Raw genomic sequence first — 16283 nt, forward strand, 5'->3', positions numbered from 1 at the left:
GGAGGGGATCGACCAGGAAAGGGAATGCCATGTCTGTCAGCGCGGCCGCTACCCGCCCTCAATCGCCAGGGCCGATCGATTTGGGCGTCCTTCCGTCGGAGATCGACGGCGGCCTCGCCTCGCGCGCGGCGATCGGGCTCGCGATCCTCGCCACCGACCAGACGCTGGAGCATGAGTTCCGCGCCCTGATCCGCATTCCGGGCGTCGCCTTCTACGAGGCCCGCCTCTTCAACGACAACGACATCACGCCCGATACTTTGCGCGCCATCGGCCCGCGCATCGCGCCCACCGTCGACCTCATCCTGCCCAGCATCCCGCTCGATGTCGTCGGCTTCGGCTGCACCTCGGCCACCATGACGCTCGGCGAGGACGCCGTCTTCGCCGAGATCCGCAAGGCGCGGCCGGGCGTCGCCTGCACCACCCCGGTCACCGGCGCTTTGGCCGCCTTCAAGGCGCTCGGCGCCAGGGGCATCGGCCTGCTCACGCCCTATGCGCCGGAGATCAACCAGGGCCTGGTCCGCTACTTCACCGGCCGCGGCCTCGACATATCAGCCGTCGCCACTTTCGACCGGCGCGACGACCGCGAGGCGGCCCGCATCTCGCTGGCCTCGATCGAGGCGGCGGCCGAGCGCATGGCCGCCGTGCCGGGCGTGGAAGCGATCTTCATCTCCTGCACCAGCCTGCGCGTCGCCGAAGCGGTCGCCGAGCTGGAGCGGCGCATCGGCATTCCCGTCACCTCCTCCAACCACGCCATGGCCTGGCACTGCCTGCGGCTTGCCGGCATCGATGACGTCGTGCCGGCCGGCGGACGGTTGTTTGCGCTACCGTAGCGGCCGGAATGGGACTGGCGCTGCCGCCCGCCCACTTGAGGGTGGCTACCCGCTCACCTTGAAGAAATCCACGAACGCCCTGAGCGCCGGCCGCATCTGCCGGCGGCTCGGATAATAGACGAAGAAGCCGTCGAAGGACGGGCACCAGTCCTCCAGCACGCGGATCAACCTGCCCTCGGCGAGCGGCGCCTTGACATAATCCTCGAAGACGAAGGCAAGCCCGGCGCCGTCGACTGCCGCTTGGGCGATAAGATGGTCCTCGTCGAGGATCAGCGGTCCTTCCACCGCGATCTCGATTTCCTCGCCGTTCTTCTCGAACTCCCAGCGGTAGAGGATGCCGCTGGAGAAACGGAAGCGGATGCAACGATGGCCTGCGAGATCGCGCGGATGACCGGGCTTCGGCATGGAAGCGAAATAGGACGGCGCGGCGACCGCCGCGCCGCGGATGTCGGGCCCGATGCGCACCGCGATCATGTCGCGCTGCAGGCTTTCGCCGAGCCTGACGCCTGCGTCGAAGCCGCCTTCGACCACATCGGTGAAGCGATCCTCGATGACGATCTCCAGCACGATGTCGGGATAGGCGGCGGCGAAGGCGCCGAGCCGCGGCGTCAACACCAGATGCGCAGCGGTGCGCGGCACGCTGAGCCTGAGATTGCCGGCCGGCCGGTCGCGCGCCTCGACCGCCGTTTCCAGCGCGAGGTCGATCTCGGACAGGGCCGGGCGCAGCCGTTCCAGAAGCTGCGCGCCTTCCTCGGTCGGCGCGACGCTGCGCGTGCTGCGCGCCAGCAGCCGCACGCCGAGCCGTGCTTCCAGGCTCGACACCGCATGGCTGACCGCGGAAGGCGCGATGCCGAGTTCGCGGGCGGCGCCGCGGAAGCTGGCACATTGGGCAACCGCGGCCAGCACGGCGAGTTGCGAGAGGTTCGTCCGATTCATCGTTCTATTTTATAGAGCAACCCGTACAAAAGAGAAAGAATTATCGAACGCATTGCGAGGCGCTATCTCTCCCCCATCGCAACAAGGAGATGCGCCATGAAAACCCGCAAACTTGGAACTGAACTCGAAGTCTTCCCCGTCGGCCTCGGCTGCATGGGCATGAGCTTCGGCTATGGCGGCCAGCCGGAGGCGGAAGCGATCGCCACGCTGCGCCGCGCCGTCGAGATCGGCGTGACCTTCTTCGATACGGCCGAAGTCTATGGTCCATACGAGAACGAGATCCTGCTCGGCAAGGCGCTGAAGCCGGTGCGCGACAAGGTAACGATCGCCACCAAATTCGGCTTCAAGATTTCCGAGCACGGCGAGGGCACCGACCGCATGATCGGCGTCGACAGCCGCCCCGAGCACGTCAAGGCGGTGGCCGAAGCCTCGCTCAAGCGGCTCGATACAGACGTGATCGACCTCTATTACCAGCACCGCGTCGACCCCAACGTGCCGATCGAGGATACGGTCGGCGCCATGGCGGACCTGGTGCGCGAAGGCAAGGTCCGGGCGCTGGGCCTGTCGGAGGTGAGCGGCACGACGCTGCGCCGGGCGCATGCCGTGCACCCGATCGCCGCGGTGCAGAGCGAATATTCGCTGTGGAGCCGCGATCCCGAGGATGAGGTGTTCGACGCCTGCCGCGAGCTCGGCATCGGCTTCGTCCCCTACAGCCCGCTCGGCCGCGGCCTGCTCACCGGCGCGATCGCCAAGCCGGACGCACTCGGCGCCGGCGACTGGCGCCTCACCTTGCCGCGCTTCAAGGCCGAGGCGATGGAAGCCAACAACGCCGTCATCGCAGTGCTGGAGAAGATGGCGGCGCAGAAGGGCGTGACAGCGGCGCAGCTGGCGCTCGCCTGGGTGCTGCACCAGGGCGATTTCATCGTCCCGATCCCCGGCGCAAGGAAGATACGCCACCTTGAGCAGAACACGGCGGCGGCGAATATCGAGCTGAGCGCGGCCGAGGTCGCGGCGATCGGTGACGCGCTGTCGCCCGACAAGGTGGTCGGCAAGCGCTACACGGAGGAACTGCTGGCGCTGGTGAATGGGTGATAGTTGAAAGGGGCGCTTCGGCGCCCCCTTGAAGGGTCGGCGCGAGGCCCCCTCTCTGTCCTGCCGGACATCTCCCCCTCAAGGGGGGAGATTGGCAGCTTGGGCGCCTGCGCCCTTCCTGCCTCGATTATTAGCGAAAGCGGACGCGACATCGATCTCCCCCCTTGAGGGGGAGATGGCCGGCAGGCCAGAGAGGGGGGCCTCGCGCCGCCGTATCTTATCCCTGCACCCCTACCAAGCCACCACACTAATCTCCGGCCAATACTCCTGCGCCCTTCTCCCCTTCGCTTCGTGCGTCCGCTGATTATCCGGCCCCCGGTTCGGCGTGATGCGAAACGAAAAAAGATCGTCGAGCCCGAACGGTGCCACCAGCTCCAAGGCTCCGTCGGCGCCGTACCGCACCCCCACCGCATGCGTCTTCGACGCAAAATAGCTCACCGACTGGCTCGCGCTGGCATAGCGCGGGCACTCCTGCCCGAACTTTGCCGGATACCATAGATGCACCCGCGCCTGATTGCGCACCTCGACCGGCAGCGCCAACCCAGCGAAATGCTCTGCTGCCCGGCGGATCACGGCATCCTCGGCCTCGTAGGACAAGTCGGCGTCGTCGAAGTAGAACAGGTCGACATCTTTGATGCCGTAGCCCGGCGGCTTGCCGGTCAGATGGTTCCAGACGCTGTTGTAGAGCGCGCCGGAAACCACCAGCCAATCCGGTAGCGCGAGTTGGCGCACACGCGCCAGCGTCTCATCCAGCAGCGGATCGGCCGCGATGATGGCCAGGGAGGCAGCGCGCTGTTCCTCGAAGGGAAGGCCGGAATAGCGGAGATAGTGCATCGCCCTTTGGAGAGCGATTCGCCATCGCTGCGCAATGCCTTACGCCCTCAGCACGCCGCCGGTCTGCTTGTTGACGTTCTCGACGATGCGTTTTGCGAGCGCCTCGAAATCCTCGTCGGTCAGCGTCTTTTCGACCGGCTGGATCGAGACCTCGATGGCAATCGACTTCTTGGCCGCCCCCAGCGAAGCGCCTTCGAACACGTCGAACACCGAAACGCCGGTGACCAGCTTCTTGTCGGCGGCCAAAGCCGCCCGTACCAGCGTGCCGGCCTCGACCGTCTTGTCGACGACGAAGGCGAAGTCGCGCTTCACCGCCTGGAAGGGCGAGAGCTCGAGCTTCGGCTTGGTGCGCGTCGGCTTGGCCTTCGGCTCCGGCACGGCGTCGACGAAAACCTCGAAGCCGCAGATCGGACCTGACGCGTCCAGGCCGTCCAGCGTCCTCGGATGGAACTCGCCGAACGTGCCGAGCACCGTCTTGGGGCCGAGCTTGATCGTTCCCGAGCGCCCGGGATGATACCAAGCCGGGCCGCCGTGCTCGATCTGCAGCCGGTCGACCGGCGCGCCGCAGGCCTCGAGCGCGGCGATCGCATCCGCCTTGGCGTCGAACACGCCGACCGGCCCGGCATTGCCGGACCAGCTGCGGCCCGAGCCGTCGAGCTTGGCCGTGCCGCGCCGCACGCCGGCGGCGACGCGCCGCTGCTGGTCGGCGCCATCGCCTTCATAGGTGCCCGAGACTTCGAACAGCGCCACATCGCCGATGCCCTTGTCGGCATTGCGCTGCGCGGCCGCGATCAGCCCCGGCAGCAGCGACGGCCGCATGTCAGACATGTCTGCGGCGATCGGGTTGGCAAGCTTGAGCGCCGTCTGGCCGCCGCCGAACAGTTCGGCATGTCTTGCGGGGATGAACGACCAGGTGACGGCCTCCATCATGCCGCGCACGGCGAGCGCGCGCTTGGCGGCGCGGGTGCGCACCTGCAGCGTGGTCAGGATCTTGCCGTTGACCGCGTCATGCGAGGTAAGCGGCTGGGCCAAGATGTTGTCGACGCCATGGATGCGCATCACCTCCTCGACCAGGTCGGCCTTGCCGTCGACATCCGGCCGCCAGGACGGCACCTCCACCTTGACGACGTCGCTCAGTCCTTTCGGCTCGAAACCAAGCCGGGTCAGGATGCCAAGGGCTTCCTCTCTCGGCACCTCGATGCCGGTCAGCCGTTTCACTTCCGACAGCGGGAAGGAGACGATCTTCGGCTTGTGGCCGGCATAGCCGGCAACCTCGATTTCAGAAGGCGTGCCGCCGCAGAAATCGAGCACCAGCTTGATTGCCAGCTCGACGCCCGGCACCATGAACTCGGGATCGACGCCGCGCTCGAAGCGGTAGCGCGCGTCGGTGATGATGCCGAGCGCGCGGCCGGTGCGGGCCGTGGCGATCGGATCCCAGAGCGCCGATTCGATCAGCACGTCGGTGGTGTTCTCGTCGCAGCCCGAATGCTCGCCGCCCATGATGCCGGCGATCGATTCCACGCCATTGTCGTCGGCGATCACGCACATCTCCGGCGTCAGCGTGTATTCGCGGCCGTCCAGCGCCAGCACCTTCTCGCCGTCCTTGGCGCGCCGCACCACGAGGTTGCCGGCGACCTTGGCGGCATCGAAGACATGCAGAGGCCGCCCGCGGTCGAAGGTGACATAGTTGGTGATGTCGACCAGCGCGCTGATCGGCCTGAGCCCGATGGCGATCAGCCGCTGCTGCAGCCATTTCGGCGACGGGCCGTTCTTGACGCCCTTCACCAGCGTCAGCGCGAAGCCGGGGCAGAGCTCGGGCGCCTCGATCGTGACCTTGACCGGGCACAGGCCTTCGCCGGCATGCGGCATGATCCCGCCGCCGGTGAGCCGGCCAAGCCCGCTCGCCGCGAGGTCGCGCGCGATGCCGTAGACGCTGGTCGCATCCGGGCGGTTCGGCGTCAGATTGATCTCGATGACCGGATCGTCGAGATGCGCGTAGGCGGCGAAGCTGGTGCCGACCGGCGCATCCTCAGGCAAATCGATGATCCCGTTATGCTCGTCTGAGATTTCCAGCTCGCGCTCCGAGCACATCATGCCGTGGCTTTCGACGCCGCGGATCTTGCCCACCGAGAGCGTCACGTCAATGCCGGGAACATAGGTGCCCGGCGCCGCGAAAGCGCCGATCAGGCCCGCACGGGCATTGGGCGCGCCACATACGACTTGAACAGGCGGCTTGCCGTCGCCGGTGTCGACGGTCAGCACGCGCAGCCGGTCCGCATCGGGATGCTGCACCGCCGTCAGCACCTTGGCGATGACGAAGGGTTTCAGGCCGGCCTTGTCATCGACATGTTCGACCTCGAGGCCGATCGCCGTCAGCCGCTCGACGATCTCGGCAAGCGAGGCGTCGGTCTCGAGATGGTCCTTGAGCCAGGAGAGGGTGAATTTCATGCTTCTGTTCCGTTCGGTCCTTGCCCATCAGGTCTGGGCACGCTGGTCTTCAAATGGCGCGGCAGATCGTCCGGCATGTGCAGGAAGGGCAGTTGCTCGCGCACATGCGCATGCACGGTCGGCCTGAAATAGGCCGGCATGTCCATGGCGCCGAGCATGAAATAGATCTGGTTGTCGAGCCGCTGGTCGAGATAGGCGATCGGCGAGCCGCAGATGCCGCAGAACGTGCGCTCCACCGGGCCGTTGCGATAGCTTTTCAGCGATTTGCCGTTGAGCGCGACCTGATCGGCCATGAAGCCGACAAAGGCAGACACCGGCGCGCCGCTGGCGCGCCGGCAATCGCCGCAATGGCAATAGCTGATGTGGTGCGGCTCGGCCGAGGCCTCGAACCGCACCGCGCCGCAGCGACAGCCCCCGGTGTGGAGTGCGGTCATGTCGACAGCCCCCCGAACAGCGTCGGCAGGTCGAGCGGCCGGAAGCCGTAATGCGACAGCCAGCGCACGTCGGCGTCGAAGAAGGCGCGCAGGTCCGGCATGCCGTATTTCAGCATGGCGATGCGGTCGATGCCCATGCCCCAGGCAAAGCCCTGATATTCGTCGGGATCGAGCCCGCCGGCGCGCAGCACGTTGGGATGCACCATGCCGCAGCCCAGTATCTCCATCCAGTCCGAGCCTTCGCCGAAGCGCACTTCACCCGGACGCGAGCGGTCGCACTGGATGTCGACCTCGAGACTGGGCTCGGTGAACGGGAAGAAGGACGGACGAAAGCGCATCTTGACCGACGGCACTTCGAAGAAGGCCTTGCAGAACTCCTCCAGCACCCACTTCATGTTGGCGACATTGGCTGATTTGTCGACCACCAGCCCCTCGACCTGATGGAACATCGGCGAGTGCGTAGCGTCCGAATCCTGCCGGTAGGTCTTGCCGGGGATGACGATGCGGATCGGCGGCTTCTGCTTCTCCATGGTGCGGATCTGCACGGGCGAGGTGTGCGTGCGCAACAGCTTGCGCTCACCCTTCTCGTCCGGCTGGAAGAAGAAGGTGTCGTGCATCTCGCGCGCCGGATGTCCCTCAGGAAAATTCAGCGCCGTGAAATTGTAATAGTCGGTCTCGATATCCGGGCCTTCGGCGATGGCGAAGCCGAGGTCGCCGAAGATCGCCGCGATCTCGTCGACCACCTGGCTGATCGGATGGATGCGGCCGCGCTCGGCCGGCGACTGGCGAACGGGAAGCGTGACATCGACCTTCTCAGCCGCGAGCCGGGCCGCGATCGCCACATCCTTCAGTTCCGCCTTGCGCTGGGTGAGCGCTTCGGTGACGCGGTTCTTCAGGCCGTTGATCGCCGGCCCCTTCACCTGGCGCTCCTCGGCGCTCATCGCGCCCAGCGTCTTCAGCATTTCGGAGACCGAACCTTTCTTGCCCAGCGCAGAGACGCGCACCGCCTCGATCGCGGCCTCGTCCGCCGCCGCCGCGATTTCGGCGAGCAACGAGCCTTCCAGGGCTTCAAGATTTCCAGCAGTGGCGTTCACGGCGAAGCTCTCTCGGTCGGGCGACTGCCACCATTTCGGTTTCGTCGTCGCCATTTTTGGTTACATCAGACATAAGAAAAACCCGCGCCAGCCGTGCCAGCGCGGGTTCCCCAAATCAGAATTGCGTATGCTTGGGAAGCGCTGGCTTAGGCGACAGCGCTCTCAAAAGCATTCGGCGTGGTGTTCTTCAGATATTCGAGCGCGACCTTGGCCTTGGCGACCAGCGCGGCAAAAGCCTGCGGCTCGTGGATGGCCATGTCCGAAAGGACCTTGCGATCGATTTCGATGCCGGCCTTGTTGAGGCCGTCGATGAAACGGCCATAGGTCAGGCCATGCTCGTGGGTCGCGGCGTTGATGCGCTGGATCCACAGCGCGCGGAACGAGCGCTTGCGGTTCTTGCGGTCGCGGTAGGCGTATTGCAGCGACTTCTCCAGCGCCTGCTTGGCGATGCGAATGGTGTTCTTGCGGCGGCCGTAGAAGCCCTTGGCGGCCTTCAAGACCTTCTTGTGCTTGGCGTGGGCGGTAACGCCTCTCTTTACGCGTGCCATGTCATGATCTCCTTAAACGCTGTCCAGACCGAAATGCTCAGAGGCCGTTCGGCAGAAAATTCTTGATGACCTTCTTGCCGTCCGGTTCAGCCAGAACCATCGTGCCGCGGGCATCGCGAATGAACTTGTTGGAACGCTTGATCATGCCGTGGCGCTTGCCGGCGGCAGCCGACAGCACCTTGCCGGTGGCAGTAATCTTGAACCGCTTCTTGGCGGCCGATTTGGTCTTCATCTTGGGCATTTTGCTACTCCGTATTGGTGGCGCACCATCGCGCTTCTTGTCTCGCTTCGGGCCGACCAAAGCCCGAAAAGCAAATGAAACCGCCACGGCATGCCCTGCCGGGCGGTTTTCTTGGAACGGCGGTCCTATAGATCAAAGATGGCCGGCGTGCAACACCTCAACTAACGCGCCGTTCCGTTTGCCGATCCGCCGGTAGGGTGGCCGAGATTCAGGTCAGGCCGAGCCGAGAACGGCGAATTCCGAGAACCGGAGCGGAGCGTACGTTCAAGTACGTGAGCACCGGAAGCGTAGGAAGCGCTGTTCGCAGGCCGGCCTCACCTGAATATCGGCCACCCTAAGGCAGCGTGAACCACACCGGCAGCATCCCCGACTGCTGCATGCCATCGATCAACTCAAAGGCGGGCAGCGCCACCAGGAACACCAGGCCGTCGAGCAGCGTGTTCAAGAGCAGGCGCGGCCTGAAGCTGCCGGTATCGCCTTCCTGGTAGAGCGCAAGGTTCGGGAAGAAGCGCGGCACCTTGGCCAGATAGCCCTGGTAGGGCGCGCCGAGCAGTTCCTTCAGGTAACGCTCCTCGCGCAGGATGACGATGTGGAAGGCGCCGGCGCACAGAAGCGAAAACAGGATGATGCCGCTGAACGAGCCGATCTGCGCGCCGACGCCGGCGGCAGCCAAGGTCGAGAACAGATAGAGCGGGTTGCGGGTGATCGAATAGGGGCCGCCGGTGACCACCTCGGCCGATTTGCGCCCGCCGATATAGAGCGTCGACCACAGCCGCCCGACAATGCCGAGCAAGATCAAGAGCACGCCGAACATCTCGATCGACTCATGCATCAAGGTCTCGGGTGGGAAGCTCGATTGGCCGAACAGCAATGCGCAGAACAGCACTACGATCAGTACCGCCAGCACGATCCGGCGCATGTGCTGATAGCCGCCAAGGCTTTCTGTTTGCCCCGCGGGCTCGGACTTCGCTTCATCGGTCATGACCAAACCCGATCGTCGATTTGCTCGCGATCGGCTACCCGATCGTCGAGTTTGAGAGCGATCGGATAGAAAACAGGCGCCCCGCCGATCGTCGGGACGCCTTGCACCCTAATTTTGGCGGGATTTAGCGCGGCGCCAGAACCATCATCATCTGACGGCCTTCGAGCTTCGGCTCCGCCTCGACCTTGGCGATCGTCGCAACTTCCTCGCGCACCTTGTTCAGAAGCTGCATGCCGAGCTCCATATGCGCCATCTCGCGGCCGCGGAAGCGCAGCGTCAGCTTGACCTTGTCGCCTTCCTCGAAGAAGCGCCGCACGGCCTTCATCTTGGTCTCGTAGTCATGGCTGTCGATGTTCGGGCGCATCTTGATCTCCTTGATCTCGATGACCTTCTGGTTCTTGCGCGCTTCGGCCGCCTTCTTCTGGTTGGCGTATTTCAGCTTGCCGAGATCGAGGATCTTGACGACGGGCGGCACCGCGTTGGGCGATATCTCGACGAGATCGAGCCCGGCCTCTTCGGCCAGCAGCAACGCGTCGTTGATGGAAACATCGCCTCGGTTCTGGCCGTCGGCGTCGATAAGCTGGACCCGGGGCACCCGGATGTCTCGGTTGGAGCGCGGCCCGTCCTTGGTGGGTGCCGCTGCTTTGAAAGGTCTGCGAATGGTCGTGGTCTCCTCGGCCGTTTCGTTCTGGGTTCTTTAGACAAAAGTAGGTGGACGCGCCTATGTGGGGAGCGCGGGGCGTGAGTCAATAGCATAGCCGCGCCGCAAAATCACCTGCTGCCTGGTAATTGTCTGCACCAAGCAAAGAAACGCCGCGAGCACTTTTCGTTGAACCACCGCCTGTGCCAAAAGACCGGCGGGAAGGACAAGCTCATGGCCGCCAGCGCTCCGGTTTTCATCGATGTGGACGGGTCGGGCATCGCCGTCAGGCAGATGCCGGGCGCGACGCCCGGCGTGGTCTGGCTCGGCGGCTACAAGTCCGACATGCAGGGCACGAAGGCGCAGACGCTTGCCGCCTGGGCCGCGAGCGAAGGCCGCGCCTGTCTGCGCCACGACTATTCCGGCCATGGCGAGTCGGGCGGCGAATTCGCCGACGGTACGATCTCGAAGTGGTTGGCCGAGAGCCTCGCCGTCTTTCGCCGGTTCAGCAAGGGCAAGCAGGTATTGGTCGGCTCCTCGATGGGGGCGTGGATCGCCTTGCGCATGGCGCAGGAATTGCGCAAGGCGGGCGACACGAGGATTGCCGGCCTGGTGCTGCTCGCCCCGGCGCCTGATTTCACCGTCGAGCTGATCGAGCCGGTGCTGACCGACGCGCAGCGGCAGGATCTGAAGGAAAAAGGCTTCTTCGCCGAGCCGTCCGACTATTCGGACGAGCCCTATATCTACACGCGCGCGTTGATCGAGGACGGCCGCGCCAACCGGGTGATGACCGGGCCGATCGACACCCATTGCCCGGTGCACATCCTGCAGGGCCTGGCCGACCCGGACGTGCCGTCCGGCCATGCCTTGAAGCTCGCATCCATGCTGCCGGCCGACGATGTGACGCTGTCGCTGATCCCGGACGGCGACCATCGCCTGTCCCGCCCCGAGGATCTCGACATGCTCAAGCGGGCCGTAGGCGACATGGTCAAGCGGGCGGCCGGATAATGCGCATCTCCATCCCGATATCCGCCTTCGTCGCGGCGATCGTCGGCTTCGGCGGCACGCTGGCCCTGGTCATCGCCGCCGCCAAGGCGGTCGGCGCCACGCAGATCGAGACTGCGAGCGGCGTGACCGCGATCTGCCTGGCCATGGTCGTTGAATGTCTGTGGCTCTCCTGGCGCACCAAGATGCCGGTCATCACCGCCTGGTCGACGCCCGGCCTGGCGCTGATCGCGGCCTCCAGCGGGTTTACGATGCCGCAGGCCGTCGGCGCCTTCATGGTCACCGGCGTCCTTCTGGTCGCCACCGGCCTGTTCAAGCCGTTGACCAGGCTGATCGCGAAAATCCCGGCCTCGGTCGCGTCCGGCATGCTGGCCGGCATCCTTGTCAGCTTCGCCGTCAATGCGGTGAAAGCTATTCCCGCCGACCCTTGGCTGATCCTGCCGCTGATCGCCGCCTTCTTCATCATCCGCCTGTTCAATCCGGCTCTATCGGTGCTGGTGGTGCTGATCGGCGGCGGCCTCGCCGCTTTCCTCACCGGCCGCGTCGGCAACCTGCCGGCGCCGGAACTGTCGACATTGACATTAATTGCGCCGCAATTCACCGCATCGGCGATCATCGGCCTTGCCCTGCCGCTCTATCTCGTCACCATGGCCTCGCAGAACCTTTCCGGTCTCGCGGTGCTGCGCGCCGCGGGCTACCATCCGGAGCCCGGTCCGCTGATCGGCGTCACCGGTCTATTTTCGCTGCTCTCGGCGCCGTTCGGCGCCGCGACCACCAATCTCGCGGCGATCTCGGCCGCTATCTGCACCGGCCCCGATGTCCATCCCGACCCGGCCGAACGTTGGAAGACCGGGCCGTTCTACGCGCTCGCCTATCTCATCTTCGCGATCTTCGGCGCCTCGCTGGTGGCGATCTTCGCCGTCCTGCCGCAAAGCCTGATCGTGCTGGTCGCGGGGCTCGCCTTGACGGCGCCCTTGGCCAACGCGCTGTCGATCGCGCTGAAGGACGAGGCCGAACGCATGCCGGCCACCGTCACCTTCGCCGCGACGGCTTCGGGGCTCACGCTCTTCGGCGTCGGCGCCGCATTTTGGGGGCTCGTCGCCGGAATGGCGGTGCTTTTCCTCGAGAAGCTCAAAAAGCGATAATCATTTCAGATGCTTCGCCGGTTTTGGCGGGGTTTGCCTTGAATCGCCGATTTCGCCTTCCCATTTCGATTCCACGCAGCCGGTTTGGCTGTCTCCAATGGAAGGATTGGGAGAAAATGAACACAAGTGCATTGATCCGTCCGGCCTGGACGCCGGCCACCATCGCGCTGATGGTCATCGGCTTCATGGTGTTCTGGCCGCTCGGCTTGGCCATGCTCGCCTACATCATCTGGGGCGATCGGTTGGAAGGCTTCAAGCGCGACGTCAACCGCACCACAGACGGCATCTTCGCCGGTTGCCGTCGTCGCTCCGAGAAGGCGGCCCGCTGGGGCCACGGCTCGGCCCGCACCGGCAACGTCGCCTTCGACGATTGGCGCGAGAAGGAGCTGGAGCGCCTCGCCGAGGAGCGCCGCAAGCTCGACGAGATGCTCTCCGAGTTCGACGAGTACGCCCGCGAACTGCGCCGAGCCAAGGACCAGGAAGAGTTCGACCGCTTCATGGCCAACCGCAACAAGTCGACCGCGCCAACCTCGACCGGCTCGAACGAGAAGGCGGGTCCGGAGGGTGGTAAAGGTACCAACCTGCTCGACGACTGAGATCCGGCGACACGTCTCGGTATGATATGCGGCGTCGCGTTTAGCGGCGCCGTTTCTTTTTTGTTCCCTATGTAGCTTCCCTCCACTGGCCGTTTTTTTCGAATCGCGTATCGTCCAGCCATGACCCTCGGCTTCCTTCGCAATCTGACCAAGCCAAAGCCCACGCCTGTCGTCGAGCGCGAGCATTGCGTCGCCGGCCGCACGCTGCCGCTCAAGATCGTTGAGAGCGCCAGGGCCCGGCGGCTCACGCTGCGCATCGATTCCGGCGGCCAGGGCCTGCGCGTCACGGTGCCGCCCGGCCTGCGCCGCGGCGAGGTCGAGAAATTCCTCGACCGCCACCAGGACTGGCTGGAGCAGCGGCTGGCCAAGGTGCCGACGAGGCCGCAGGTTCGCCCCGGCATCCGGATCCCGATCCGCGGCGTGCCGCACCGCATCGTGCACGAGCCCTCGAGGCGCGGCACCGTCACCGTCGCGCGCGACGATCGCGGCCCGCTCTTGATCGTCCATGGCGAGCGCATCCATTTGCCGCGCCGCATCGGCGATTACCTCAAGCGCGAGGCCAAGAAGGAAATCGAGAGGCTGGTGATCAAGCACACCGAGACGATCGGCAAGCGTGCCAAGGCGATAAGGTATAAGGATACCTCCAGCCGCTGGGGGTCATGCACCTCGGAGGGCAATCTCTCCTTCTCGTGGCGCATCATGATGGCGCCGCCGGCGGTGATTAACTACCTTGTGGCGCATGAGGTGGCGCATCTCAAGGAGATGAACCACGGCCCGAAATTCTGGAAGCTGTGCGAAAAACTCTGCCCGGATACCGACCGCTGCAAGGATTGGCTGAAGCGCAACGGCGGGGCGCTGCAGGCGATTGTGTTTGAGTAGGGTGGCTAGCGAGCGGGGCGCCGCCGCTAGCCGAGCAACGCTGGAGATTAGCCGAGTCATCTCAGCGTCGTCATTCTAGGGCGGAGCAAGGAGCGAAGCGACGCGCGCAGACCCTAGAATCCATGCCGTGACGCGTGAGCGCCGCAACGGTCCAAAAGTCGCTTTGCATTGAGGTAGGCGTCTCGGAAAGGCATTTTATTCTCGACCGCGGCACTATTCGGCCGGCGTAACGGAATGGATCCTAGGGTCTGCGCGCCGCTTCGCGTCGCTCCGCCCTAGGATGACGACCGCGCGGTTTCCTCGCCGGCGAAAGCCCTCAATCATCATTCGCCGCGTTCAGCTCTTCCGGCCGCAGCCCTTCCTCGGTATGCGGCCACGGCAGAAAATCCCGGTCGAAGGCATCGCTTCCGAAATATTCCAGCGCGCGGTGCGCCTCGGCGCCGTTGAAGGCGGCTTTGTCCATAAGATGCACGATCACCTCGCGCGCCTGCGCGATCTTCTGCTTGAGTTCGGCGACGGTCCGGTCGGCCATGATTATCCTGCTCCCGCCTGTGGTTTCTATATGAACGTAGTGTTTTCCGCAGAACCGGCAACAGCATGCTTTTTCTCGACTCTTTAGCCGTTTCGTGCCAAGCCCGCGCCATGACGCTCGACATCAAGATCTGCGGATTGAAGACCGACGCCGCGATGGCCGCCGCGCTTGCCGGCGGCGCCAGCCATGTCGGCTTTATTTTCTTCGCCAAGAGCCCGCGCTATGTCGAGCCCGCCGAGGCCGGCCGTTTGCGCCAAGCGGCACGCGGCAAGGCCCTGGCGGCAGCCGTCAGCGTCGACGCCGATGATGCCTTTCTCGACGAGATCGTCGCGAAAATGCAGCCCGATATGCTGCAATTGCATGGTTCGGAAACGCCTGAGCGCGTTACCGAGATCAAGGCGCGTTACGGCCTGCCGGTGATGAAGGCGCTGCCCATCAGCGAGGCGGCGGATATCGATCGCATAAAACCCTTTATCGGCATCGCCGATCGCTTCCTCCTGGATTCCAAGCCGCCGAAGGGCTCGCAACTGCCTGGCGGCAACGGCGTCGCCTTCGACTGGCGCATCCTTGCCGGCCTTGACGCCGGGCTCGAATACATGCTTTCCGGAGGGCTCAACGCCGCCAATATCGGCGATGCCCTGAGACAGGCCAATCCGCCCGGAATAGACGTTTCGTCCGGCGTGGAAAGCGCTCCGGGCGTCAAGGATCCGGCGCTGATCGAGCAGTTTTTCCGGGCCGCCAGGGCCGCGCGCGACGACCGCGCCGCCTGAATGCAATTCACATCAGGAGATCGGCGATGAACAAGCCGGCAATGCCCAATTCCTTCCGCACCGGACCCGACGAGCAGGGCATGTTCGGCATTTTCGGCGGCCGTTTCGTCGCCGAGACGCTGATGCCGCTGATCCTCGATCTCGAAGAGCAGTGGAACAAGGCCAAGACCGATCCGGAGTTCAAGGCCGAGCTGCAGAACCTGTCGACCCACTATGCCGGGCGGCCGTCGAAGCTTTATTTCGCCGAGGGCCTCACAAAGCATCTTCGTGAGGTTTCCTCGGCCAAGGGCCTTGGGGGCGGCGCAAAGGTTTATTTCAAGCGCGAGGACCTGAACCACACCGGCTCGCATAAGATCAACAATTGCCTCGGCCAGATCCTGCTCGCCAAGCGCATGGGCAAGAAGCGCATCATCGCCGAGACCGGCGCCGGCCAGCATGGCGTCGCCTCGGCCACCGTCGCGGCGCGCTTCGGTTACCCTTGCGTCGTCTACATGGGCGCCACCGACGTCGCCCGCCAGAGCCCCAACGTCTTCCGCATGAAGCTGCTCGGCGCCGAGGTGCGGCCGGTCACGGCCGGCCACGGCACGCTGAAGGACGCCATGAACGAGGCCTTGCGCGACTGGGTCACCAATGTCGAGGACACCTATTACCTGATCGGCACCGCCGCCGGCCCGCATCCCTATCCGGAGCTGGTGCGCGACTTCCAGTCGGTGATCGGCACGGAAGCCCGCTCCCAGATTCTGGAGCAGGAAGGCCGGCTGCCGGACGTGATCGTCGCCGCCGTCGGCGGCGGCTCCAACGCCATCGGCCTCTTCCATCCCTTCCTCGACGACAAGGATGTCCGCATCATCGGCATCGAGGCTGGCGGGCGCGGCCTCGACGGCGTCGAGCATTGCGCCTCGATGAATGCCGGCAAGCCCGGCGTGCTGCACGGCAACCGCACCTATCTGTTGCAGAACTCGGACGGCCAGATTCTCGACGGCCATTCGATCTCGGCCGGCCTCGACTATCCGGGCGTCGGTCCCGAGCATTCCTGGCTGCGTGATTCCGGTCGCGTCCAGTATGAGCCGATCCTGGACGACGAGGCGCTGGAAGCCTTCCAGCTCACCACTCGGGTCGAAGGCATCATCCCGGCGCTGGAATCGGCGCATGCCATCGCGCATGCGATGAAGATCGTGCCCACAATGGACAAGGACCAGATCGTCATCGTCAATCTGTCCGGCCGCGGCGACAAGGACGTGCACACTGTGGCCAACATGCTGGGCATGGAGATCTGA

At 64.9% G+C, this 16283-nt stretch carries 18 protein-coding genes; 8 read left to right on the plus strand and 10 right to left on the minus strand.

The features are described from left to right. Nucleotides 1–29 precede the first annotated feature (29 nt). Entirely contained in the window at nucleotides 30–830 is an 801-nt protein-coding gene (locus FJW05_RS15460; RefSeq protein ID WP_140633552.1) for an aspartate/glutamate racemase family protein, read from the plus strand. Nucleotides 831–875: 45 nt separating this feature from the next. Here FJW05_RS15460 and FJW05_RS15465 read toward each other — a convergent pair whose 3' ends face one another. Beyond that, a complete protein-coding gene (locus FJW05_RS15465) occupies nucleotides 876–1766 on the minus strand; it encodes a LysR family transcriptional regulator (protein ID WP_140633555.1) in 891 nt (296 codons plus the stop codon). Nucleotides 1767–1862: 96 nt separating this feature from the next. Here FJW05_RS15465 and FJW05_RS15470 point away from each other — a divergent pair, with 96 nt between their 5' ends. After that, a complete protein-coding gene (locus FJW05_RS15470) occupies nucleotides 1863–2858 on the plus strand; it encodes an aldo/keto reductase (protein ID WP_140633558.1) in 996 nt (331 codons plus the stop codon). Nucleotides 2859–3089: 231 nt separating this feature from the next. Here the strand turns inward: FJW05_RS15470 and FJW05_RS15480 are convergent, their stop codons facing one another. The 8 genes from FJW05_RS15480 to infC form a co-directional block, all read right to left on the minus strand. Further along, nucleotides 3090–3692, minus strand: a complete 603-nt coding sequence (locus FJW05_RS15480; RefSeq protein WP_140633561.1) for a nucleotidyltransferase family protein — start codon at nucleotides 3690–3692, stop codon at nucleotides 3090–3092. A 39-nt stretch (nucleotides 3693–3731) separates the two neighbouring features. Then, on the minus strand, nucleotides 3732–6140 hold the full coding sequence (gene pheT / locus FJW05_RS15485; protein WP_140633564.1) for a phenylalanine--tRNA ligase subunit beta: 2409 nt from the start codon (nucleotides 6138–6140) through the stop codon (nucleotides 3732–3734). Further along, the gene (locus tag FJW05_RS15490) at nucleotides 6137–6574 is read right to left on the minus strand and encodes a GFA family protein (RefSeq protein ID WP_140633567.1); all 438 of its coding nucleotides are present in this window, start codon (nucleotides 6572–6574) and stop codon (nucleotides 6137–6139) included. Before FJW05_RS15490 ends, pheT begins: the two co-directional genes overlap by 4 nt. Next, a complete protein-coding gene (pheS, locus tag FJW05_RS15495) occupies nucleotides 6571–7668 on the minus strand; it encodes a phenylalanine--tRNA ligase subunit alpha (RefSeq protein ID WP_140546769.1) in 1098 nt (365 codons plus the stop codon). Before pheS ends, FJW05_RS15490 begins: the two co-directional genes overlap by 4 nt. Nucleotides 7669–7814: 146 nt before the next feature. Continuing rightward, the gene (gene rplT, locus FJW05_RS15500) at nucleotides 7815–8216 is read right to left on the minus strand and encodes a 50S ribosomal protein L20 (protein ID WP_140633570.1); all 402 of its coding nucleotides are present in this window, start codon (nucleotides 8214–8216) and stop codon (nucleotides 7815–7817) included. 37 nt (nucleotides 8217–8253) lie between these two features. Further along, complete coding sequence (gene rpmI / locus FJW05_RS15505; protein ID WP_027166935.1) at nucleotides 8254–8457, minus strand: 50S ribosomal protein L35; 204 nt, start codon at nucleotides 8455–8457, stop codon at nucleotides 8254–8256. A gap of 334 nt (nucleotides 8458–8791) precedes the next feature. Next, complete coding sequence (locus FJW05_RS15510) at nucleotides 8792–9439, minus strand: isoprenylcysteine carboxylmethyltransferase family protein (protein WP_140633573.1); 648 nt, start codon at nucleotides 9437–9439, stop codon at nucleotides 8792–8794. Between the two features lie 124 nt (nucleotides 9440–9563). After that, complete coding sequence (gene infC / locus FJW05_RS15515) at nucleotides 9564–10100, minus strand: translation initiation factor IF-3 (protein ID WP_095767981.1); 537 nt, start codon at nucleotides 10098–10100, stop codon at nucleotides 9564–9566. A gap of 213 nt (nucleotides 10101–10313) precedes the next feature. Here infC and FJW05_RS15520 point away from each other — a divergent pair, with 213 nt between their 5' ends. The 4 genes from FJW05_RS15520 to FJW05_RS15535 all read left to right on the plus strand — a co-directional run bounded on the left by FJW05_RS15520 (nucleotide 10314) and on the right by FJW05_RS15535 (nucleotide 13704). Next, nucleotides 10314–11087 carry an alpha/beta hydrolase gene (locus tag FJW05_RS15520; RefSeq protein ID WP_140633576.1) on the plus strand — a complete coding sequence of 258 codons (774 nt, stop codon included), beginning with the start codon at nucleotides 10314–10316 and terminating at the stop codon, nucleotides 11085–11087. Next, entirely contained in the window at nucleotides 11087–12229 is a 1143-nt protein-coding gene (locus tag FJW05_RS15525; RefSeq protein WP_140633579.1) for a benzoate/H(+) symporter BenE family transporter, read from the plus strand. Before FJW05_RS15520 ends, FJW05_RS15525 begins: the two co-directional genes overlap by 1 nt. A gap of 116 nt (nucleotides 12230–12345) precedes the next feature. After that, nucleotides 12346–12825: a DUF2852 domain-containing protein gene (locus FJW05_RS15530; protein ID WP_140633582.1), complete on the plus strand. Its 480-nt coding sequence runs from the start codon at nucleotides 12346–12348 to the stop codon at nucleotides 12823–12825. Between the two features lie 120 nt (nucleotides 12826–12945). Then, complete coding sequence (locus FJW05_RS15535) at nucleotides 12946–13704, plus strand: M48 family metallopeptidase (protein WP_095767984.1); 759 nt, start codon at nucleotides 12946–12948, stop codon at nucleotides 13702–13704. A gap of 316 nt (nucleotides 13705–14020) precedes the next feature. On the opposite strand, the gene FJW05_RS15540 is transcribed toward FJW05_RS15535, so the two are convergent. Beyond that, complete coding sequence (locus tag FJW05_RS15540; RefSeq protein WP_140633585.1) at nucleotides 14021–14236, minus strand: hypothetical protein; 216 nt, start codon at nucleotides 14234–14236, stop codon at nucleotides 14021–14023. A gap of 110 nt (nucleotides 14237–14346) precedes the next feature. Between FJW05_RS15540 and FJW05_RS15545 the strand changes: the two genes are divergently transcribed. Next, complete coding sequence (locus tag FJW05_RS15545) at nucleotides 14347–15006, plus strand: phosphoribosylanthranilate isomerase (protein WP_140633803.1); 660 nt, start codon at nucleotides 14347–14349, stop codon at nucleotides 15004–15006. A 26-nt stretch (nucleotides 15007–15032) separates the two neighbouring features. Beyond that, a complete protein-coding gene (gene trpB, locus FJW05_RS15550; RefSeq protein ID WP_140633588.1) occupies nucleotides 15033–16283 on the plus strand; it encodes a tryptophan synthase subunit beta in 1251 nt (416 codons plus the stop codon).

The sequence above is a fragment of the Mesorhizobium sp. B2-9-1 genome, assembly GCF_006439455.1.
Taxonomy (GTDB): domain Bacteria; phylum Pseudomonadota; class Alphaproteobacteria; order Rhizobiales; family Rhizobiaceae; genus Mesorhizobium.